The sequence below is a fragment of the Olivibacter sp. SA151 genome (assembly GCF_054130995.1).
In genome coordinates this window covers 710841-732002 of the sequence record NZ_CP096391.1, presented here as the reverse complement: position 1 = coordinate 732002, position 21162 = coordinate 710841, and the positions used below count along the sequence as shown (strand labels likewise).

Below are 21162 nucleotides of genomic sequence, written 5' to 3'. Positions count from 1 at the left end.
GTCTTTATTAAGACATAAATCATGCCGATTATTTTGCAACACTTTCGGGAAGCACACAAATTCCCACGTCGCTAACTCCTTTTAAAGGACTATCTCGCATGTTTTGCTCAATTTTAAAATAATAAGTCCCTGTATCGGGAAAATGATAGTTGGTATTGTAAGCAATCTGATAACTATACAAGCTTCCGATACCTTTGCCCAGCCAACGGCCGTCTTTATCGGCCACCTGCAGCTCGATCCGTTTGCTGCTCGGTTTATGTTTTGCACTTCTTTGATGTACCAAAACAAATAGATTTGCGTATCGGTACTCCGACGTCAAGCGTACATTCACTTTCAATCGATAGGGTATCGTATTATCTTTTACTTCAACTTTAAACGCTGGTGTAAAGGCATAATTCCATGCCTGGTTGGGTACGGGTCTAAACTCGTCGACCAATGCGCCATGATTACACGAAAGCATACAGCTCATCATAGCCACCAAGCAAATAAGGTTACGAATTTTAGGGTTTTTCACCATTTGATGCCCCTCCCTCCTTATTTGTTCGTTTACCTCTGTATCGTCTGCGACTGTTTTTTGTTTTTTGCGCGTTTGCCGCGTCCTTAGCCGCTCCTTTATCCCCCCCTCCCGCATGATCCGCTGAAACCTTGCTTTCTTTTTTTGGAGAAGTGGCTGTCTTCTGTTGCAGTTTCTGTCCGGAATTTAGTGTCTGTCCGGCATCTGTCTGTCTATCGGAGGCTGGTTGTTTGTTTTTATTTCTTTTCTTGGACGGACGTTTCTTCTTTTTGCTTTTGTCATCTAAACGAGTTAAGCTATCCTGTCCTACTACATTTTCATAGTCGTAAGTTACCGGTTTAACAATGGCTACCTCTTCCTTAATCTCCACCAGATCATCTGGTTTGATGCCCTCTTTATTTCCTTCAGCTATTATACGCACCTGATCTATTTCGAGGGGAATCCAGTTTTCATCTTCCGGAAAGGAAAACCACATTAGTCTCCTAAAGATATCCGTTTTCTGCAAACGTGCGGTACCTCTTTTTGTTTCCAAGCGGTCAATATCGTTAGGAATATCTTTTAAGGCGTCCATATAGGTATCCAATTCATAGTTGAGACAACATTTGAGCTTTCCGCACTGGCCAGCTAATTTCAGCGTATTCAGCGATAAATTCTGATATCGTGCAGCAGCGGTGGAGACCGTTTTAAAATCGGTCAACCAAGTGGAACAGCAAAGTTCTCTTCCGCAAGACCCGATGCCTCCCAAACGACTTGCTTCTTGCCGCATACCAATTTGGCGCATCTCAATACGAATACGAAAAGCTTCCGCCATCTTTTTAATGAGTTCTCTAAAGTCGACCCGGCCCTCAGCTGTATAGTAAAAAGTTGCTTTTGTCTTATCTCCTTGATAGTCTACATCACTTAACTTCATGGACAACCCTAAATCAAGAGCCAATTTTCGCGCACGATGCATAGTTTCCCATTCTAAGTCTTTAGCCGCCTGATATTTATCCATATCATTATTGGTTGCCTTACGAAATATCTTGCGTTCAACGCTATTAGGGTCAACCTTGTTCTTTTTAAGTTGCAAGCGAACTAGTTCACCTGTGAGTGAGACAAAGCCAATATCGTAACCGCCTGTTGCCGTTTCTACTGCAACAGGTTCGCCCATTTCCAGATAAAGATTATCCTGATTGATATAAAAGTCTTTTCGAGATCCTTTAAATCTTACTTCTACAATGTTAAACGGTATATAATTTGTTGGCATATCCATATGGCTTAGCCAATCGTACACATCCAATTTATTGCATCCATTCGTCATGCATGAACCGTTGCTCTGGCAACCTGCAGGGGCACAACCTCCTCCGGATGAACAATTATCACATCCCATATTTCTATATATTGAGTCCCGTTTATCACGGGAGCGTTTAGTGTTTAAATAATAAAACTAATTGCAAAGATACATCTAAAAATAAGATTTTAGGGTTTGCATTGCGTTCTACGTAATAACTTGTTTTTTCAAATATGCTGACACAAGCTTCCAATTTAGCCGTTTCATAAAGCGGGCTAAACTTTTCAACAAAAGACATTTCCGCCTCCGGTAGGTGTACGAGCGTTTTTGCACCCTCTTTAAATAACACTACATCACGCATCATTTGAATAGCGTAAAGTAAGAAACTTTTTTGATTTTCACGTCCAAGCTTGGACAAATCTTCTTCAACCAGTTGCAAAAGATCGAGTACACGTGCGCCAAAACAGAAGCGCAACCATTGTACAAAAAGCTGAAAATATCCCCCGCCCGGATCATCGGACAAAAGGGACAGCGCTTGCTGCACATTACCCTCGCTAATATAAGCCAGCTGCAAAGCCTTTTCATGTGACACACCCTTTTCACGAACCAAAAACTCCGCCAGACTAGCTTTATCAAGTGCATTTACTTTTACTAATTGAGTTCGGGATATAATGGTGTTCAGTAATTGATCCTGATTTTGCGTTACCAGCAAGAATAGCGTTTTTTCAGGCGGCTCCTCAATCAACTTAAGTAAGGTATTCCCTTCTTTATCCAAAAATTCGGGCAACCACATAATAAGCACCTTATAGGGAGCTTCAAAAGCTTTGAGACTTAATTTTTGGATAATGTGATGGCATTCAGCAATGTTGATATTCGCCTGTTTATTTCCTGCATCCAGGCTACTTCGCCAGGTTTCCAGATTGAGGTAGGGATTTCTCAGGAAACTGTTTCGCCATTGATCAATGAAAGTACTGGCCGTGTCCTCTTTATGCGACGCAAAAAAGGGGTAGGAAAAGTGCAGATCGGGATGAATAATCTTCGCATATTTTCTACACGAACTGCAACTACCGCAGCTATCGTTCTCTTGCTTGTTTTCACAATTAATGTATTGCGCGTAGGCGACAGCAAGTGGTAAACTTCCGCTTCCTTCGGGACCAAGAAAAAGTTGCGCGTGGCTTACTCTATTTTCCTTTACCGTATTGATCAGGTGCGCTTTTACTTTTTCCTGTCCTATTATATCTTTAAACTGCATATTTTCCTTTATGGGCTTGTACTACTCGCTCTTGGCCTTCTTAAGCCTAAAATAGATTAGCTTTCCGTATCTTTGCGAACAGATGTTCAAAAATAAGAATTTATGCGGATAATGGCTTTTGATTATGGCACAAAGCGAATAGGTGTCGCAGTGACAGATCCTTTACAAATTATCGCGACCGCTTTAACCACCATTCATCCAAAAGATGTTATTGAATACCTGAAAAAATATGTATCACAGGAACAGGTGGAATCTTTTGTCGTAGGTATGCCCAAGCAACTGGATGGATCTGATTCTCAATCGGCCGTACATGTAAAAGGTTTTATTAATTTACTGAAGAAGTCCTTTCCTCAAATGCCAATCGTTACCATGGACGAGCGGTTCACCTCAAAAATGGCCTCGGCCAGTATTGCAGAAAGCGGACTAAGACGATCAAAAAGACAAGAAAAAGGCTTAGTGGATGCCATTTCTGCTGTCATTATCTTGCAAGATTATCTTAAGACGATTCAGTCTTAATAACAGACCATTATTATGTTCTCAAAAAAACGTTCTCTTAATACTAGCACAATAGCAGATTAAAAGCGCTTCTCGAAAGAATCTTTGTATAGCTATAATTTATATTGTGGTATTCGAAAATACCGAGCATTTTATATAAGTTTGCTTCATGGAGATAATGGATAACTTGCTCAATGCCTATTTAACGAGTACCTGTGATGATGAGCCTCCCCTTTTGAAAGCAATTAATCGGGAGACTTATTTAAAGGAAACTCAGCCTCATATGCTTTCCGGACATTTCCAGGGGCGTTTTTTGAGTTTAATAAGCCACCTCTTAGCTCCGAAAAGAATTTTAGAGATTGGCACCTTCACAGGTTATGCGAGTCTTTGTTTAGCAGAGGGGCTTGTTTCTGATGGGATCTTGCATACCATTGATATCAACGAAGAGTTGGCTGAACGAGTTCAGGGGTATTTCGATGCTTCACCTTACGGTGCCAAAATACGTTACCATATTGGCGAAGCCCTGCAGATTATACCGACACTTGAGGAAACCTTCGACCTAGTCTTCATCGATGCTGATAAAAAGAATAACCTTAATTATTTTGAACTCGTGCTTGACAAAGTTAGAAGAGGCGGGCTGATTATGATCGACAATGTACTTTGGAAGGGAAAAATTACAGACGCATCACCGGATAAACAAACCGAGCAAATCATTGAACTCAACAAAACCATCGCACAAGACAAACGGGTACAGAAATTGATTTTACCAATCCGTGATGGTATATTCCTTATCAGAAAATTATAGTAAATGAAAACCCTTCGGTTTCCCATATTCTTGTTTTTCCTTTTTTTCTTGTCGCAAACCAGCTATGCGCAAGGGGGGGCGCATGCCTATATAGAGGCTCACAAAGAGTGGGCTATCGACGCGATGGAAAAATTTGGTATTCCGGCCAGTATTATTTTAGCGGTAGCTATGCATGAAAGCGCGAATGGTAGTAGTAAGGTTGCAATCCATCTCAATAATCATTTCGGCATTCGTGGTGCCAATAACAGCAGAAAAATCCGATCGTCTTACAAGGGCTATGATAGCGTTAAGGCTTCTTACGATGATTTCATTAATTACCTCAAAACCCGTAAGCAATTTCGGTCGCTTTTTGATCGATACAGTGCGTATGATTATCATTCTTGGGCCTATGGCATCATGCACGGTGGTTACGCAGGTAGCAAGGCCTGGGCAGCCCACATTGTTGCCATTATCAAGAAACATCAACTTTTTTTATTTGACAATAGACCAGCGGATTATATAGAGCCGCAGGATGCCCCTTTCGAAGAGAAATCCACTGCTTCCGAAAGCAATCTACGCTATACGGTAAAAAAAGGCGATACGTTGGGAGCAATTGCCAAACGATACAAAACCTCCGTTAGCCGTATTAAAACCAAAAATCAACTTCGGAGTGACCGGCTAAGAATTGGTCAACATTTAAAAATTTAACGTAGATCGCAAAATGAACAAGCAGCTGCAGCATATCGCTTTACCATCGTTCGTATACCTCATTCTTTTTTTTTGTATTTCCTTGAGCCTAACATCTTGCCTACCTAAGCAAAAAGTGCTACAGAGTTCCAAAACTCGACAACAGGGATCGTACGGAAGCAACAACGAGGGACGGCCGCATAATCATCCGCATCGGCCGAGTAACAAGCCTGCCGTGATAAGCGCTTCTGCACAAGATTATATCAGTCGTTATAAAACGATTGCTATTCAAGAGATGAACACTTACGGGATACCCGCCAGCATCACGTTGGCACAAGGCCTTTTAGAGTCGGCTAACGGAAATAGTACATTGGCTAGAGAAGCCAACAATCACTTTGGTATCAAATGTACCCCCGATTGGAAAGGTGAATCGTTTTTTAAGGATGATGACGCTATCAATGACTGTTTCCGCGTGTATCGTTCACCGGAAGACTCTTTTCGAGATCATTCTGAATTCCTCTTACGAAAACGCTACGCTCCTTTATTTGAGCTTGACAAAGACGACTATACCGGGTGGGCTAAAGGGCTGAAAAAGGCCGGTTATGCCACCAATCCTCGCTATGCAGAATTATTGATCGATTTGATTGAACGTTATGGACTATATGAATACGATCGTGGAGAAAAAGCACCGGAGAAAATAAACAGGGAAGAACGGGTATTAGTTGAAATTGCTGATAACAGTCCGAAAGAACCTGAAAAAGCCGAAGCCAAACCACCGGTAGAAATGAAAATACATGAGGTGCGACAAGGCGATACAATTTACAGTATCAGTAAACGTTACGGGCTCACCACCGACGAACTAAAAAATCTTAACAGCTTGGATAGCGATGATCTCGTTGTTGGACAATTGCTCCTCGTTTCGAAATAAAATCAATAAATTCCCGTTAGTCGTGTTAAAAAGTGCAAAATGTTTTTCAATGACATAGGCCATTCCCTATCTTTGTTAACTTGAAAATTCTTGCAACCATAATCGTTTTACTATTAGCTTCCATCTTCTTTGCTTCGGCACAAGAGCGGGAAGGTATTGTATTTGACAGTTATACCAAACAACGGATTGCACGCGTCTATATCTACAATACAGCGAACGACGAGATGAAGTATAATGATAAGCGCGGAGAATTTGCAATTAAAGCGAGTCCGGGCGACACCCTGATTGCCATTGTTAAAGGCTACCATGCCGATACGTTAATCGTAAAGAAAGATCCCGTCATTGTTTTTAACTTACAACGATCGACTATCTGGCTAGATGAAGTAAGTATTATTGCGAAGCGTTCACCTGCGGAAATACTTGAAGATCGTAAACGGGAATACAGTTCGGCTTATCGAAAGGGAAATCCGGGCAGTTTATTATCGACCGGACCTACCGGAGCAGGCCTAAGTATTGATGCGCTGTACTCTTTATTGAGTCGACAGGGTAAAAATGCACGTTTTTTACAGGAGCTTATCCAACGTGAATACGAAAACAATATGATCGATGCCCGATTTACGCAAGCTATGGTAAAGCGCTTGACTAATCTAACAGGCGTAGCTTTAGAAGACTTTATGCATCAATATCGGCCATCATACCACTTTATTATGCAAGCCAATGATTATGAGCTGGGCAAGTATATACAGAGCTCCTATAATATGTACCGTAAAAACCCCAGTGCATATCGACTACAGCCATTACCCAGAGTGCAGCCTAACAAAGAAGAGGTAAAGATCGAACGATTGGATTCCAATTAGAGGCATTATTATTGCTTAAGAAAAGCAGATAAAATGCTTCCGACGATACGGGCATTAGTTTGGGTCGGAAATTATACGACCGAAGAGAGCCTCATCGTACAGTTTTCGGTAATTATGTGCTTGGCATATAAGATCATTTTATCTAAGTTTGTGGTTTGGATTGGAGTCAGCTGAGCATAAAGTATTCGGCAAAGGCAAACCAGCGTTAACAATAAAACTATTCTGATGAACGTACGACATTTACTTGTTGCATTTATTCTCACGGGCGCATTTTTCTTCGCTAACGCGCAAAATTATGATCTCAATGATCTTCGCCAGGCCCCGCCAAAAAACAGCCTACCCGTTAGAACTCCCCAAATGGGCATTCATGATGTCGAGGTACAAAATCCTAATTTGGATCTAAAAGTCAATTATTGGCGGAATTGGACGACTTTTGGAGTTAACGCCAACCAAGCTTCCTTTAGCGATAACTGGCAAAATGGTGGGGTAAACTCTATCGCTTTAGGGGCTGCCTTTAACACCAAGTTTGACTATACACGCGAGAACAAAAACTTCACATCCGAACTGGATTTGAAGTACGGAAAAGTAAAGAACAAGGATCAGTTGGCAAGGAAAGCGAATGACCGTATACTTTGGGATAATAAATATGCCATTAAGTTTGCTAAGAAATGGTCTTTCTTTGCTTCCCTAACTTTCGAGTCTCAATTCGACAAGGGCTTTTCTTATAAAACAGTCAACGGGAAAGATACCATAGATAGGAGAATATCGAATTTTATGGCACCTGGCTATTTAACAGAGTCTATGGGTATCGAAGTACAACCTTTTACGGGGCTTTCCATTCGCTTTGGTACAGGCACAGCACGTCAAACATTTATCGCCGATGACAACGTACTATATCCTGATGACGCAACATTAAATGATCCCGCAGCATTGGCAGAATATAAAAGGTTCGGTGTCGAGTGGCCAAAGAAATTCCGTAACGAACTTGCGTTTCAGATCGTCGCAAACTTGGACCGCAATCTAAGTGACAATATCAATATTAAGGCCCGCTATGCCTTCTTTGCTAATTATGGCCAATGGGGTGATGCCAGTCACCGCTTGGATGCTACATTGACAGCGCGGGTTACCAGAGTCATAAGCGTAACGTTAAATGGTATTGCATTATATGACCCGCTCCAGGAGGAAGCAGACGGAAAATTACAAACAGCGCAATCTCTAGCAATTGGTCTTTTATACAAATTTCCTCGATAATGTTAAAAACCGTTCATTTTGTATATGCAATCATAAGTTTGCTATTGCTAGGCGCCTGCGCTTCAAAAAAGAAATTTGCAGAGACTAATAAAATATATGAAAAGCAGGTAGAACAATTGGCTGAAGTAATTAAGCAACCTTTACCGACTCCGCAGCACATGGCTTCTGCCGGATTGCCGTCTCCGGGAGTAGAAGGCCAGCGAAAAGATTTTGAGTGGGTGGGCACCGTTAATTTCAATATGCGCAAACCCAATTTTGTTATTTTACATCATACAGCTCAAGACAGTATTCAGCAAACCTTACGGACGTTTACGCTAGAACGTACACAAGTAAGTGCTCATTATATCATTGATAAAGAAGGTAAAGTTTATCAATTGCTCAACGATTATTTACGAGCTTGGCATGCGGGTAATGGAAGGTGGGGATCCGTTACGGATATGAATTCCGCATCTATAGGTGTCGAAATGGACAACAACGGTGTTGAACCTTACACTGAGCCACAGATAAACAATTTGCTCGTATTACTGGATACCCTCAAAGCTAATTATAAGATTCCTTCAGAAAACTTCATTGGCCATGGTGATATCGCTCCGGGACGCAAAGTAGATCCCGGCATCAATTTTCCATGGAAACGCTTAGCAGAAAAAGGGTTTGGTTTGTGGTATGACGACGTACTGCAAGCACCCCCCACCACTTTCAACCCGCTAGATGGTTTGCGTATTCTAGGCTATGATACCCGAAATGCTTCAGCCGCAATCTTAGCTTTTAAGAGACATTTTATACCTGAGGAAACCACTGAAGAGTGGACTCCTTTTGCACTTAGCGTGCTTTACAATCTTTATATCAAGAAAACAACCTTATAAAAAAGGAATCATCTCTTACCCAGATGGCTCCTTTTTTATAAGGCTCCAATTAATTACTTAAGCTTCTTTCTGTGATTCTTTCGCCCATGTGTCGCGTAAGCCAACCGTGCGATTAAACACCAATCGATCCGGTGTTGATCGTGTATCGAGCGTAAAATAACCCTTACGAATAAATTGATACCCCTTCCCCGGTACGGCATTTAATAAATCAGGTTCAATATAGACCTTTTCTAAAATCTCAAGACTATCCGGATTAATAGATTCTTTAAAATCACCGGTTGTGGCTAAAGGGTTTTCAGCCTTAAATAAACGATCGTAAAGTCTTACCTCCGCTGTTTTCGCATGTGGTACACTTACCCAGTGAATTGTTCCTTTCACTTTTAGGCCACTTGTGTCCTCTCCACTTTTTGAGTTTGGAATATAGCTACAATGGATTTCTGTGACATTACCGTCTCCATCTTTTACGAAACTATCACATGTAACGATATAAGCATGCTTTAAACGAACACTTAATCCAGGGCCTAAACGAAAGAATTTCTTAGGCGCATTTTCCATAAAATCCTCGCGTTCAATCCATAGTTCACGACTAAAAGGAATCACTCTTTCCCCCTCACCACCTTCCACCTCCGGATTGTTTTCTCCATGTAACAGTTCTTCTTTTTCCTCCGGATAGTTTGTTATAATCAGTTTTACCGGATCCAGCACCGCCATTCTACGCCAAGCCGTTTTGTTTAAATCTTCGCGGATGCAAAATTCCAACAGGCCTACGTCAATTACGTTTTCCCGCTTTGCTACCCCAATTCGCTCGCAAAAATTACGGATACTTGCAGGCGTATATCCTCGTCTTCTTAATCCGCTGATGGTAGGCATTCGAGGATCATCCCATCCTTCCACATGCTTTTCGTTTACCAGTTGTAGTAATCGGCGTTTGCTCATGACGGTATAAGTCATATTCAATCGTGCAAACTCATATTGTTTAGATGGGAAGATACCAATATGCTCGATTAACCAATCATATAAAGCCCGATGTGGTATAAATTCCAGCGTACAAACAGAATGTGTGATCCGCTCAATCGAATCACTTTGTCCATGCGCGAAATCATACATCGGGTAAATACACCAAGCATCCCCCGTACGGTGGTGATGCGCGTGTTTTATACGATAGAGTAAAGGATCGCGCATATGCATGTTTGGATTGGCCAAGTCGATTTTCGCCCTCAACACTTTACTTCCATCGGGATATTTTCCATCCTTCATTTCTGCGAATAAACGAAGGTTTTCCTCCACCGTCCGGTCTCTATAGGGAGTCGGCTTACCTGGTTCGGTAGGTGTCCCTTTACTTGCAGCGATCTCTTCCGGTGTACTATCGTCGACATAGGCTAAACCCTTTTCTATCAAGCTCACGGCATATCCGTATAGCGTATCGAAATAGTCCGATGTATACAGCTCCTCGGCCCATTGGAAACCAAGCCATTTGATATCATTTTTAATACTTTCCACGTATTCAATGTCTTCCGTAACCGGATTGGTATCATCAAAACGCAGATTAGTTTTACCATTATATTTTTGTGCCAAACCAAAATTTAAACAAATCGACTTCGCGTGACCGATATGTAAATAACCGTTTGGTTCCGGCGGGAATCGCGTCAGCACCCTACCGTCATTTTTCCCATTTTTTATATCTTCCTCAATAATTTCCTCCAGGAAATTCAATGATTTCTCTTCGTTCATAAGGCACAAACTTAGCTAAAATTCTCTGATGAAAAAGTATGCTGAAAAAATTTAATGCTTTCTGTTCTCTACATTAAAAACAAGAAAGGCCGTCCTCTTCGGACAGCCTTCATACGATTTATATTATTACTATCCTAGATAACTTTAACATTTACCGCATTTAAGCCTTTCTTTCCCTGTTCAACCTCGTAAGATACGTGGTCGTTTTCACGGATAGAATCGATAAGGCCAGATGAATGAACGAAGATATCGCCTCCACCAGCATTTGGAACGATGAAACCGAAACCTTTCGTTTCATTAAAGAATTTTACTACTCCTTCTTGCATTGTATCGTATTGAATTTATTAATAATTAGAGCAAAGGTAAGGATATTAATCTAAGATTTTCTTAATAAAATATTTATTTATAAAATCTTAACAAAAAATTAGCCTATTCTATTCCCTTTTTGTGCGTTGGCAGGCCTGAATCGGCGTTTTTTCCGATTTTTATTTGTTGACGCTTTTTCTGATTTGTTCTGTAACGGTCGTTTCGGGAGAGGTACAGCCACAAACTTATCAGTCGCAGGAAAAGGATGCTCATTGATCACGGGAATGGCCTGATTTGTTAAATTGTTTATACTTTGCAAATAGGGCCGTTCCTCCAGATCGCAAAATGAAAGAGCTTTACCGCTCGCACCCGCCCTACCGGTACGGCCAATACGATGCACGTAAGTTTCAGGCTCGTTTGGGAGATCAAAGTTGATCACAAATTTAAGTTCTTCAACATCGATTCCACGAGCTGCGATATCCGTCGCAATAAGTACTTTTAGCTGGCCGCTCTTAAAAGCTTGAAGTGCATTTTGTCGGGCATTCTGCGATTTATTTCCATGAATAACTGCTGCTTGAACACCTTGTTTCGCCAAGAACTTTACCAAACGGTCTGCACCATGCTTCGTCCGCGTAAACACCAGCACATGATCACGCACTTCACTCTTTAAAAGGTGTAAAAGCAACTTCGGCTTATTTGCCTTATCAACAGCGTATACTACTTGAGTCACTTTTTCGGCTGTTGAAGAAACCGGTGTTACCTCTACACGTACCGGGTTCTTTAAAAGCGTATTCGCGAGTTTCGTAATTTCGGGCGGCATGGTTGCTGAAAAGAAAAGCGTCTGTCGCTTTATTGGCAAAAGAGCAACAACTTTTTTAATATCATGAATGAATCCCATATCCAACATTCGATCCGCCTCGTCCAGCACGAAGTGAGAAACAGCCCGAAGGGTAAGCACCCGCTGTCCAACCAAATCCAAAAGACGTCCGGGAGTCGCTACCAATATATCGATTCCTTTTTTTAATCCTGAAATCTGCGTATTAATATTAACCCCTCCATAAACGACTTGATGTTTTAAGGGTAGCAGTTGGCCATACGTAGCGATACTCTCGTTAATTTGGATAGCCAATTCCCGCGTGGGGGCCAACACCAAAGCTTTCACTGCTTTCTCTTTATTAGGCAGGCTGTTCAGTTGCTGCAAAATAGGCAGAATAAAAGCCGCAGATTTGCCCGTACCTGTTTGGGCGCAACCGAGTAAATCTCTTCCTGAAAGTACAACGGGAATCGCTTGGGACTGTATAGGTGTGGGGGTTTCGTACCCCTCCTTATGGATTGCCTTCAATAAAGGATCAATAAGCTTCAGTTCTTTAAATGACAATATATCAGTGTATTAGTTGTAATAAAAACCATAATCCGTTCTAGGATATGCATTGTTGCAAAGATACGATTTAACTTCCATAAAGCTTCAATGAAAACAGATAGTTGCTTTATGACCGTATTTATATAGCTGATTTCAGGGATCTTCTCACCTTATTTTGGAGCTATGAAAGGTTTTATGGTATGTTTGTCTCGACATCGGTAATTACTATAAAACACCCATATGAAAACAATTAAACTTGCTATTCTTTCTGCACTAACAATCATGTGCATTCATGCTCAGGCACAATTTAAATTAAATACAAAAAGTATCAAGGCAGCGACTACAGCAGCAAAGGCAATTACCTTATCAGACGATGAGGTAATAGGTTATGCAAAGGAGTACATGGTTTGGATGGACGAAAATAACCCCGTTGCACCGGAGGATCATGAATTAGCCCAACGCCTAGCCAAACTAACGAAAGATTTAACTAACCACGATGATTTAAGCCTGAACTTCAAAGTATATTTAGTTCGTGACATCAACGCATTTGCCTGTGCCGATGGCAGTGTACGCGTATGTGCAGGTCTAATGGAAGTGATGGATGATAACGAAGTATTAGGCGTTATCGGTCATGAAATTGGTCACGTAAAAAACAAAGACTCGAAAGATGCTTTCCGTACTGCTCTATTAAGCTCTGCCTTAAAAGACGGTGTGGGATCACAGGGAGGCACAGCCGGAGCACTTAGTGACTCTAAGTTAGGAGAATTGGGTACTGCTGTTGCTAATTCGTCTTTCTCCCGTTCGCAAGAAAGTGCCGCGGATGTCTACGGTTATGAACTACTAAAAGCGCAAAAGGTCAACCCGTGGTATATGGCCACCGCTTTTGAGAGTCTGGCTAAACAAAGTGAAGGCACTGAAAAAGCGTCCACCATGCAGCGCTTGATGTCTTCCCATCCAGATACAGAAAAACGCATTAAAGTAATGTCTGAAAAAGCGACTAAAGAAGGCTTTGAAAAACCGGTTAAGTAAAACGAAAAGAGGGAGCTTGAAACTCCCTCTTTTCGTTTTACTTTTGTCCGTATTTATACTCAAATCGCTCAAACAACTGTTTATGCAAATTATCTAAATTAATATCTCTTCCCCCAATGAACGCCTTTTCCAACTGATTTCCTTTCATATCAAGAGCGTCTCCTACGGAGAGAAATAGATTCGCATCCTTCCCAAGTTCTAAACTACCCGTTGTTTGATCAATTCCCAAAATTTTCGCGGTGTTTAAGGTAATAGTAGCCAGTGCTTTTTCTTTATCCAAACCAAATGCAGCCGCGGTACCGGCCATAAAAGGCAAGTTACGTTGTTGCCAAAAACCATCCATTCCGTAAGCGACCAGAAGTCCTGCATCTGATAAAAGTTTCGCTTGCTTATAGGGTAAATTAACATCATCATCTTCATTCGCAGGAAGCGAATGCGCTTGATGTATGATGATCGCAATATCATTTTCTTTCAAAAAAGCACTGACAAGATGAGCTTCCGCTCCTCCTACTAATACCGGCTTCAATCCATAATCTTTGAAAAATTGTACCGCTGCAATGATATCGTTCTTTTTATCAACATGAACCATGAGCTTTCTTGAACCGTCAAAGACCTTTCGAAAAGCTTCTAACCGCCCATTGAACACGTCTGGTTTATCTACGGCGCAATAAGCGCTTGCATCGGTCAATAAATCCGCCAAGGTAGTGCGTTCCTTTCGGATCCGTTCCTTTTGCTCCTCTTCATTGGTTGCACCAAAACGTGCATAGCGAATACTGGGCCAATTAATATGGATCGCATCGTCCTTTTTATAAGCAGCGTCTTCCCAATTCCATGCATCGAGTTGCACTATGGACGACTGACCAGTAACCAATCCTCCTTCGGGCGTCACTTGCGCCAATAATATACCGTTAGTGCGCAAGGTATTAATCACCTTAGAATCGGTGTTATAGGCAATCAGCGCACGCACGTGCGCGTTATTTTCCCCTACTTCTGTATTATCAACTGTCGCTCTCACCGCTTCGATTTCCACTAACCCCAAATTGGTAACAGGCGCAATAAATCCAGGATAAAGATGTTTTCCATGGGCATCAATGGTCTCCGTGGCATTAGGTGCTCCGGACTCATCGCCCACATAAGTGATTTTTCCTTTATCAAAGACTAAGGTACCGTTTGTTATTACCTGTCCATTGCCTATGTGAATAGTGGCACCTTTTATGCTAATGGCTGAAGTTTGCGCCTTTGCCGGATAAACGGTTGGCTGCGCCTGAGCCCAAAGTCCGGCCAGCAGGAATAAACTTAGGCTGTATATGTATTTAAAAGTGAACTGCATCGTCATTGTATTAGTTATGGTTGACATCCTCGTTAATATCTCCTGAAAGCGTTTCGCAATGATAAATAATGGTTGGCTTTTCGACTGCTTTTTGTGTTGCATTCCCTTTATCCTTTTCTTCCAACGATTTAGCAATCAATCTAGCTTTCTCTTTTTGTTGAAAATCTCGAATCTTCTCATCTTCCTCTACATCCCAATATTTTACACCATCTACAAAGGTCTTCTCGGCACGGGCATAAATACTTAAAGGATTACCACTCCATATCACCACATCTGCATCTTTGCCGGCTTTCAAACTACCCACCTTATTATCGATGTGCAACATTTTGGCCGGATTGAGGGTTACTAATTTCCATGCCTCTTCTTCTGTCAAGCCACCATACTTGATTACTTTTGCAGCTTCCTGATTTAAGCGACGAGCCATCTCAGCGTCATCCGAATTAATGGCCGTTACCACACCCTGCTTTTCCATTAAATAAGCATTATAGGGTATTGCCTCCTGTACCTCCATTTTATAGGCCCACCAGTCTGCAAAAGTAGCTCCTGCAATACTTCTTGCGGCCATACGATCCGCTAACTTATAGCCTTCTAAGATATGCGTAAAGGTATTTACCTTGAAACCAAGGCTATCAGCCAAATGCATGAGCATATTGATTTCAGACTGCACATAGGAATGACAGGTGATAAAACGCTTATTGTCTAATATCTCCACCAAAGCATCCAATTCGAGATCACGACGCGCATTGCTGCCTTTCATCGCCATTTTTGCCTTATATTCCTTCGCTCTTGTAAAAGCATCTACATACACCTGCTCCACACCCATTCGTGTTTGCGGGAAACGCACCCGTGCAATATCTCCCCAATTGCTTTGTTTTACGTTTTCGCCAAGGGCAAATTTTATGAAGCCATCGCTCCCTTCGAATTTAAGCTCCTCAGGTGATTTACCCCAACGCAGCTTAATTAATTGAGATTGCCCGCCAATTGCGTTAGCTGAGCCATGCAATATATGCGAGGACGTTACCCCGCCTGCCAATTGTCGATAGATATTAACATCTTCCGAATTTATAATATCACCAATACGCACTTCAGCAGTAACTGATTGCGTTCCCTCGTTTATGCCTCTAGAAATAGCGATATGTGAATGCTCGTCTATGATACCTGCCGTAATGTGCTTGCCGGTAGCATCAATGAGCGTTGCGCCGGAGGCATTGAGATTTTTACCGACCGCTTTGATTTTTCCACCGGCAATTAATACATCTGCTCCTTCCAATATGCCTTCTTTTTCATTAGTCCATACGGTCGCATTTTTTAACAATACATCGGCAGCAGCAAGAGGTTGCTCATGACCATAGGCTGCAAAAGGATAAATTACCTTGCCTAATTCAAGGGGCTTGTCCGCTCGCTTCGTTTCGGCCTTTTCCGTGTAGGCCCCCGTATAAGAAGCTGACCAAGGAATAGTACCACCATCCTCACGATTAATTTCACCTTTTAATTGAAGTGGTTTTACTGTTGCAATATAGGCGCTAATCCGGTAGCTTTTCTTTACCCCTTTCGGATTAAAGCTCAGACTTAACAAATCACCATCTACTACCAAATTCGCTTTGATTTTTGTCGTATCGTTCGGCTTGCTAATGTAAGCTTCATACTTTCCCTGCTTCCCGCCTATCAGCAGTTTTATTGCACCGAAATCATCCACATTGCTTGCGTACTCTCCTCTTAGATCTTTATTACTGCTATGGTTAGCGATAAATTTTTCTCCTTCAATCCAATTTTCATAGATGATATTCCCTTCTTTGAACAAACTATCCGAAGTAATAATAAAACTAGCCAGTTTTCCTTTCTCCAAAGTTCCTAAACGATCACCCGCTCCCAACAACCTAGCAGGAGTCTCCGTCAATGCACGTAGAGCGGCATCTTCACTTAATCCATATTTAATGGCTTTGCGTAAATTGGGCCAAAAGTCCCGGACGTTATCTAAATCGCTAGCTGTTAAGGCAAAAGGAATGGATGCCTTTTCCAAAGCGGCGGGATTGCCTGGAGCAAGCTCCCAGTGCTTCAACTGCGCAAGCGACAATTTATTAGCCTCGTAGGGGTCTGCTACATCATATGTTTTCGGAAAGTTAAGCGGAACGATAAGACTTGCCCCTGTAGCTTTCACTTCTTGAATACGTTGATAGTCATTTCCTCCCGTTTTGATAATATAGGATTTCCCAAATTCTTTGGCTATTTTATCAGCCCTTAAAACATCCAATACATCGTTCACTTCAAAAAATTGTGGTAGCGACTGCCACTTATTAAACGCTTCTAAGGAAATGTTGTATTCTTTCTTCTGTTGCTGATACCATTTCGCATCGTAATATGTTTGACGCAAAAGGGCAATGCTTCCCATTAAAGAAGAAGGGTAAGACGTTTTTGCAGAGCCTTTATCGAAAGAATACTGTGCAGCGGCGTCGGGAATGATGACAAGTTCATTATCTTTATTGGTGTTCAGTGCAATCAATGCACTACTTCCCCGCGCAATTCCGTCTTTTACTACCGTGTGTACCGCTCCAAAGCCAATTTTCTTAAGTTGTTCTGCTTTCTTTTCATCCTGTGCAAAAACATCAATCGCCCGAGTCTCCGGTCGTATTGCCTCGTTCCAGGCGTATGGGCCGTTCTTTGTAGAAGTGAGTACCTGGGCAGCCCTCCCAAAAGCGCGTGATTCCTTGTTTTCAGGTACGCCGTAGGTAGTAAAAGGATCAATCAGAGATGGATAGATAAACTTGCCTTGCAAATCAATCGTTATGTAACCTGCGGGCACTTCCTGTCCCGCTCCTACGGATTCGATCAGTCGATCGTTCACCAGTAGCGTCGCATTTTTCAGACTCTGCCCAGCTTTTGTGATAATATGAGCATTTATAAACGCGTACTTTTTCGGTCGCTTATCGTGCGAGCCGTTAACAGGAAAAGTTTCCTGGCTTTTCAGGAAGTAAAAGCTAAATAAAAAGAGGCAAAAGGGTAAGATTTTTCGCATAATGCACATCTAATTAAAGAATAAAAAGTTCAAGTTGTCAAAAAGAGAATCCATTTTGCGGATTTTTTTGTTGTTGACGATAAAAACCAAGCGTTCGCCAAGTTTTTCACTAAAATACCCTTTTTAATTAAAAAAAATTTGTTTTAGCCTTCTCTCATAAGAATGTTACCTTTTTTACATTATAAGTTATACCTTCGTTCAAAAACATTGGTATGGGAAATCCAATAATACAAGCGCTTCATCATGTGGCTATTATCTGTTCCGATTATCAACGATCCAAGCAATTTTATACTACCGTACTTGGGTTTGAGGTCCTTAACGAAACTTATCGAGATGAACGGGAATCTTACAAACTAGACTTGGCCTTAAATGGTCAATACGTCATTGAATTATTTTCCTTTCCTGAACCTCCGAGACGGGTGAGCAGGCCTGAAGCTTGCGGTTTAAGACATTTAGCCTTTGCTGTTGACAATCTAGAGAAGGCAATCAAGCATCTAACGATGCATCAGGTACAAACCGAACCGATTCGGGTAGATGAACTAACCGGAAAACGCTTTACTTTTTTTGCGGATCCCGACGACTTGCCTTTGGAGTTCTACGAAATTGACCATTAATTGTCATTCCAGTGAAATAAAGTAAAAGATGATCAAACACCTAATTTAGTATGATTGTTATCAACTCATATCTTATCTAAACGAAGTAGCTTTGATAAAGCTCGGGTTCTTGATTAATTTTATTCATATGACAGCATTTATACAGGAGATTAAACGTGAGGTCAAAAATTGGTGGCTTTTCACTGTTATTGGCATCTTGTTATTGATTGCCGGTTTTTATACAATATCGAATCCGCTGGCGAGCTATTTAGGCTTATCGGTTTTCTTTGGTGGTCTTATTTTTGTTAACGGTATTATGGAGCTTTCCTTTGCATTCGGGAATCGACACCGTTTGCATCATTGGGGTTGGACACTGTCTGCAGGCATTCTGGACGTTGTACTGGGCTTCGTTTTATTATTATATCCGAGTTTATCGATGAGCGTTCTACCTTTCATAGTGGGTTTTTATATACTCTTATTAGGAGCTTCACTTTGCAGCTACGCCTTTCAGCTGAAGAACTTAGACGTAAAGGGCTGGGGATGGATTTTGGCCGGAGGTATCTTAACGGTATTATTCGGCCTAAGTATGATTTTCAATCCAGTGATCGGTATTGCGACTATTGTTGGGTGGACGGCCTTTGCTTTTATCGTTGCCGGCGTGGTAAATATCATTTTTTCTATGCAGCTCAAGAAAATCAGGGATCATATGAATCCCTAACAAAATGAACTATAAATATCTTAATGAACTCTAATAAACTTTTATCATGGCACTCGTAAAAACTGCTAAAATTGACATTGGCATCTCTGAAGATAATCGCCAAGCGGTAGCAAACAAATTGAATCATTTATTAGCTGATGAATTTGTATTGTATACCAAGACTCGAAAATTCCACTGGAATGTAAAGGGCATCCACTTCCACGACCTCCACTTATTCTTTGAATCGCAATATAAAGAACTTGCGGAAATGATGGATGAAGTGGCAGAGCGTATCCGTAAATTGGGTCATTATTCATTGGGAACCTTACAACAATTCCTTAATGAAACCAATCTTTTGGAGCATACAGATGATGGATCATCTGCTGAAGTAATGATTGAAGCGCTTTTAGAAGACCATGAAACCATCATACGAGAGATTCGCACATCGATTGATCCTATTCAAGATAAGCATAAAGATGCCGGAACGGCAGATTTCCTGACAGGCTTGATGGAGCAGCACGAATCAATGGCTTGGATGCTGCGTTCTATGGTTCAATAATAAAAAAATGGGGCGGGGCGTTATAAGCCTCCGCCCAACTTACCACCCCTCTTCGTGTAAGCGTAACCTGCTTTTTAACAGCTTAATTTCTGTTTGCATACTTCTAATCTTTCCAATTAAATGGCGCATGGCGTCAATGCCTTCGACATTAATGTGTAAATCGTAATGCCATTGCCTAAATCGTTCCAACGCCTCAAGGTCTTCTTCATGAATATACCATTCATCTGCTTGCAAAGTGAGCTTTATTAACCCTTCTTCATAAAGCGAACGAATAAAACCTTCGTCCACCGTGCTCTGTGCACAATATTCCTTAACCAAAATGAATGTGGTTCCCATTTGTCTAATTATTTAGTCCTTAAATTGGCTAGCTGCTGAAATAGCGTTTTTTGTTCTTCACTCAATCCGGTTGGTATTTTGACTTGATAGGATATGATTAGATCGCCAAATTGACCTTCTTTTTTATATACGGGAAAGCCCTTCCCCTTTAGACGCACTTTGGTACCATTCTGGGTTTCCGGTTTAACTTTTAATTTAACTTTTGATCCCAGTGTATCGACCATAACCTCTCCTCCCAAAACGGCTGTGTATAAATCAATTTCCTGCGTCAAATACAGATCGTCCTTTAATCGCTTAAACACCGGGTCATTTCCAATAACGAAAGTGATGTAGAGATCGCCCGCCGGCCCGTTGTTTACACCGGGTCCACCCTGACCCTTCAAACGAATTTCCTGTCCATTTTCCACACCCGCAGGGATGGTGATGCGCAACTTCTTCCCATTTATTGTTAAGGTTCGTTTATGCGTTTCTGCAGCATCCCTCAAGCTGAGATGTAATTCCGCGCGGTAATCCTGCCCTTTAAATTGGCTTCGGCTCCTTCTTCCTCCACCGAACATGGAGGCGAAAAAATCTGAAAAACCGCCTGAAGAAAAATCGCCTTCCGATCCGTCAAAACCGCTTTCGAATGGATTTTGATTGCCAAAAGGATTTCCACGTGCATAGTAATCGCCTCCAGGCTGTGACTGTCTCGCCTGTTCATAAGCTTCCGCTTGCTTCCAATCTTTCCCATATTGATCGTACTTCTTCCGCTTGTCAGGATCACTTAGTACCTCATTGGCCTCATTTAATTCCTGAAATCGTTTATGCGTTTCTTTATCATCCGGATTTAAGTCGGGGTGCAACTTTCTGGCAAGTTTACGGTATGCTTTTTTAATATCATCTTGAGATGCATTCTTATCAACGCCCAATATTTTATAGTAATCAATATATTCCATAATTAAACCTTCAACCTAGATACAGCTGTGTGTCCCTTTTTGTTTGGGACTTTCATATATTCCTATTTTCCTTTTAAATTGAAATGAATCGTGGTTTTAAAAGAAAGTTTATTTTATACATCCCACTTACTGCGCCCATTAGCAAGGTGGATAACCTTGACTTTATTCACTTGCATTTATTTTCAAAAGCGTTCATAGGAGCTCGAAGGCAAACTTCTCGGTTTCGTTCTTTTTGCCAAGAAAAAGAACATATATTAAAAAGAGTAACTCAAGGAAACCTTTCTTTAATACTAACATCGTAATATCGCTTAAAAAGAAATTCCATAACGCAAAGCACAGGCAGTAATCCCAACGAAAATTATTAAGTTTGCA

21 protein-coding genes are annotated in these 21162 nt (G+C 41.4%); 11 read left to right on the top strand and 10 right to left on the bottom strand.

The window, feature by feature from the left end; translation table 11 throughout:
* Nucleotides 1-28: 28 nt before the first annotated feature.
* The 3 genes from M1D52_RS02955 to M1D52_RS02945 are packed head-to-tail and all read right to left on the bottom strand — an operon-like array spanning nt 29 to nt 3036.
* Complete coding sequence (locus tag M1D52_RS02955) at nt 29-517, bottom strand: gliding motility lipoprotein GldH (RefSeq protein ID WP_013664066.1); 489 nt, start codon at nt 515-517, stop codon at nt 29-31.
* Nucleotides 501-1883, bottom strand: coding sequence for a PSP1 domain-containing protein (locus tag M1D52_RS02950; RefSeq protein ID WP_437393763.1), 1383 nt, complete (start codon nt 1881-1883; stop codon nt 501-503). Before M1D52_RS02950 ends, M1D52_RS02955 begins: the two co-directional genes overlap by 17 nt.
* Before the next feature lie 37 nt (nt 1884-1920).
* The gene (locus M1D52_RS02945; protein WP_013664068.1) at nt 1921-3036 is read right to left on the bottom strand and encodes a DNA polymerase III subunit; all 1116 of its coding nucleotides are present in this window, start codon (nt 3034-3036) and stop codon (nt 1921-1923) included.
* Between the two features lie 102 nt (nt 3037-3138).
* Here M1D52_RS02945 and ruvX point away from each other — a divergent pair, with 102 nt between their 5' ends.
* From ruvX to M1D52_RS02910, 7 genes are all read left to right on the top strand, one after another.
* Entirely contained in the window at nt 3139-3552 is a 414-nt protein-coding gene (gene ruvX, locus M1D52_RS02940; RefSeq protein ID WP_013664069.1) for a Holliday junction resolvase RuvX, read from the top strand.
* A gap of 148 nt (nt 3553-3700) precedes the next feature.
* Nucleotides 3701-4336, top strand: coding sequence for an O-methyltransferase (locus tag M1D52_RS02935; protein ID WP_437393765.1), 636 nt, complete (start codon nt 3701-3703; stop codon nt 4334-4336).
* Between the two features lie 3 nt (nt 4337-4339).
* Nucleotides 4340-5023, top strand: a complete 684-nt coding sequence (locus tag M1D52_RS02930; protein ID WP_437393767.1) for a glucosaminidase domain and LysM peptidoglycan-binding domain-containing protein — start codon at nt 4340-4342, stop codon at nt 5021-5023.
* A gap of 13 nt (nt 5024-5036) precedes the next feature.
* Complete coding sequence (locus M1D52_RS02925) at nt 5037-5930, top strand: glucosaminidase domain-containing protein (RefSeq protein ID WP_437393769.1); 894 nt, start codon at nt 5037-5039, stop codon at nt 5928-5930.
* An 80-nt stretch (nt 5931-6010) separates the two neighbouring features.
* Nucleotides 6011-6787, top strand: coding sequence for a hypothetical protein (locus tag M1D52_RS02920; protein ID WP_013664074.1), 777 nt, complete (start codon nt 6011-6013; stop codon nt 6785-6787).
* A 225-nt stretch (nt 6788-7012) separates the two neighbouring features.
* The gene (locus M1D52_RS02915; RefSeq protein ID WP_013664075.1) at nt 7013-8038 is read left to right on the top strand and encodes a DUF3078 domain-containing protein; all 1026 of its coding nucleotides are present in this window, start codon (nt 7013-7015) and stop codon (nt 8036-8038) included.
* Nucleotides 8038-8901 carry an N-acetylmuramoyl-L-alanine amidase gene (locus tag M1D52_RS02910; RefSeq protein WP_437393771.1) on the top strand — a complete coding sequence of 288 codons (864 nt, stop codon included), beginning with the start codon at nt 8038-8040 and terminating at the stop codon, nt 8899-8901. Before M1D52_RS02915 ends, M1D52_RS02910 begins: the two co-directional genes overlap by 1 nt.
* A 57-nt stretch (nt 8902-8958) precedes the next feature.
* Here M1D52_RS02910 and M1D52_RS02905 read toward each other — a convergent pair whose 3' ends face one another.
* From M1D52_RS02905 to M1D52_RS02895, 3 genes are all read right to left on the bottom strand, one after another.
* On the bottom strand, nt 8959-10632 hold the full coding sequence (locus M1D52_RS02905; protein WP_013664077.1) for a glutamine--tRNA ligase/YqeY domain fusion protein: 1674 nt from the start codon (nt 10630-10632) through the stop codon (nt 8959-8961).
* 134 nt (nt 10633-10766) lie between these two features.
* Entirely contained in the window at nt 10767-10958 is a 192-nt protein-coding gene (locus tag M1D52_RS02900; protein WP_013664078.1) for a cold-shock protein, read from the bottom strand.
* Between the two features lie 98 nt (nt 10959-11056).
* Nucleotides 11057-12316 (bottom strand): DEAD/DEAH box helicase, encoded by a 1260-nt coding sequence (locus M1D52_RS02895; RefSeq protein WP_437393772.1) that lies wholly within the window; start codon nt 12314-12316, stop codon nt 11057-11059.
* A gap of 222 nt (nt 12317-12538) precedes the next feature.
* Between M1D52_RS02895 and M1D52_RS02890 the strand changes: the two genes are divergently transcribed.
* Complete coding sequence (locus M1D52_RS02890; RefSeq protein ID WP_437393773.1) at nt 12539-13327, top strand: M48 family metallopeptidase; 789 nt, start codon at nt 12539-12541, stop codon at nt 13325-13327.
* A gap of 37 nt (nt 13328-13364) precedes the next feature.
* Here the strand turns inward: M1D52_RS02890 and M1D52_RS02885 are convergent, their stop codons facing one another.
* Nucleotides 13365-14657, bottom strand: a complete 1293-nt coding sequence (locus M1D52_RS02885; RefSeq protein ID WP_437393774.1) for an amidohydrolase family protein — start codon at nt 14655-14657, stop codon at nt 13365-13367.
* A 10-nt stretch (nt 14658-14667) separates the two neighbouring features.
* Nucleotides 14668-17670, bottom strand: a complete 3003-nt coding sequence (locus tag M1D52_RS02880) for an amidohydrolase family protein (RefSeq protein ID WP_437362206.1) — start codon at nt 17668-17670, stop codon at nt 14668-14670.
* A 212-nt stretch (nt 17671-17882) separates the two neighbouring features.
* Here M1D52_RS02880 and gloA2 point away from each other — a divergent pair, with 212 nt between their 5' ends.
* From gloA2 to M1D52_RS02865, 3 genes are all read left to right on the top strand, one after another.
* The gene (gene gloA2 / locus M1D52_RS02875) at nt 17883-18284 is read left to right on the top strand and encodes an SMU1112c/YaeR family gloxylase I-like metalloprotein (protein ID WP_437393775.1); all 402 of its coding nucleotides are present in this window, start codon (nt 17883-17885) and stop codon (nt 18282-18284) included.
* Between the two features lie 127 nt (nt 18285-18411).
* The gene (locus tag M1D52_RS02870; RefSeq protein WP_041387069.1) at nt 18412-18981 is read left to right on the top strand and encodes an HdeD family acid-resistance protein; all 570 of its coding nucleotides are present in this window, start codon (nt 18412-18414) and stop codon (nt 18979-18981) included.
* Between the two features lie 46 nt (nt 18982-19027).
* A complete protein-coding gene (locus M1D52_RS02865; RefSeq protein WP_013664086.1) occupies nt 19028-19519 on the top strand; it encodes a Dps family protein in 492 nt (163 codons plus the stop codon).
* Between the two features lie 39 nt (nt 19520-19558).
* On the opposite strand, the gene M1D52_RS02860 is transcribed toward M1D52_RS02865, so the two are convergent.
* Both M1D52_RS02860 and M1D52_RS02855 read right to left on the bottom strand, forming a co-directional pair.
* Complete coding sequence (locus M1D52_RS02860) at nt 19559-19855, bottom strand: chaperone modulator CbpM (protein ID WP_013664087.1); 297 nt, start codon at nt 19853-19855, stop codon at nt 19559-19561.
* Between the two features lie 8 nt (nt 19856-19863).
* Nucleotides 19864-20790, bottom strand: a complete 927-nt coding sequence (locus M1D52_RS02855; RefSeq protein WP_437393777.1) for a DnaJ C-terminal domain-containing protein — start codon at nt 20788-20790, stop codon at nt 19864-19866.
* Between the last annotated feature and the right edge of the window lie 372 nt (nt 20791-21162).

Bases quoted from the DNA above. Each gene is read 5' to 3' on its own strand.
- M1D52_RS02870 (WP_041387069.1), top strand. From the start codon at position 18,412: ATGACAGCATTTATACAGGAGATTAAACGTGAGGTCAAAAATTGGTGG.
- gloA2 (WP_437393775.1), top strand. From the start codon at position 17,883: ATGGGAAATCCAATAATACAAGCGCTTCATCATGTGGCTATTATCTGT.
- M1D52_RS02935 (WP_437393765.1), top strand. From the start codon at position 3,701: ATGGAGATAATGGATAACTTGCTCAATGCCTATTTAACGAGTACCTGT.
- M1D52_RS02930 (WP_437393767.1), top strand. From the start codon at position 4,340: ATGAAAACCCTTCGGTTTCCCATATTCTTGTTTTTCCTTTTTTTCTTG.
- M1D52_RS02880 (WP_437362206.1), bottom strand. From the start codon at position 17,670: ATGCGAAAAATCTTACCCTTTTGCCTCTTTTTATTTAGCTTTTACTTC.
- M1D52_RS02900 (WP_013664078.1), bottom strand. From the start codon at position 10,958: ATGCAAGAAGGAGTAGTAAAATTCTTTAATGAAACGAAAGGTTTCGGT.
- M1D52_RS02855 (WP_437393777.1), bottom strand. From the start codon at position 20,790: ATGGAATATATTGATTACTATAAAATATTGGGCGTTGATAAGAATGCA.
- M1D52_RS02945 (WP_013664068.1), bottom strand. From the start codon at position 3,036: ATGCAGTTTAAAGATATAATAGGACAGGAAAAAGTAAAAGCGCACCTG.
- M1D52_RS02860 (WP_013664087.1), bottom strand. From the start codon at position 19,855: ATGGGAACCACATTCATTTTGGTTAAGGAATATTGTGCACAGAGCACG.
- M1D52_RS02955 (WP_013664066.1), bottom strand. From the start codon at position 517: ATGGTGAAAAACCCTAAAATTCGTAACCTTATTTGCTTGGTGGCTATG.
- ruvX (WP_013664069.1), top strand. From the start codon at position 3,139: ATGCGGATAATGGCTTTTGATTATGGCACAAAGCGAATAGGTGTCGCA.
- M1D52_RS02910 (WP_437393771.1), top strand. From the start codon at position 8,038: ATGTTAAAAACCGTTCATTTTGTATATGCAATCATAAGTTTGCTATTG.
- M1D52_RS02925 (WP_437393769.1), top strand. From the start codon at position 5,037: ATGAACAAGCAGCTGCAGCATATCGCTTTACCATCGTTCGTATACCTC.
- M1D52_RS02915 (WP_013664075.1), top strand. From the start codon at position 7,013: ATGAACGTACGACATTTACTTGTTGCATTTATTCTCACGGGCGCATTT.
- M1D52_RS02865 (WP_013664086.1), top strand. From the start codon at position 19,028: ATGGCACTCGTAAAAACTGCTAAAATTGACATTGGCATCTCTGAAGAT.
- M1D52_RS02950 (WP_437393763.1), bottom strand. From the start codon at position 1,883: ATGGGATGTGATAATTGTTCATCCGGAGGAGGTTGTGCCCCTGCAGGT.
- M1D52_RS02890 (WP_437393773.1), top strand. From the start codon at position 12,539: ATGAAAACAATTAAACTTGCTATTCTTTCTGCACTAACAATCATGTGC.
- M1D52_RS02905 (WP_013664077.1), bottom strand. From the start codon at position 10,632: ATGAACGAAGAGAAATCATTGAATTTCCTGGAGGAAATTATTGAGGAA.
- M1D52_RS02885 (WP_437393774.1), bottom strand. From the start codon at position 14,657: ATGCAGTTCACTTTTAAATACATATACAGCCTAAGTTTATTCCTGCTG.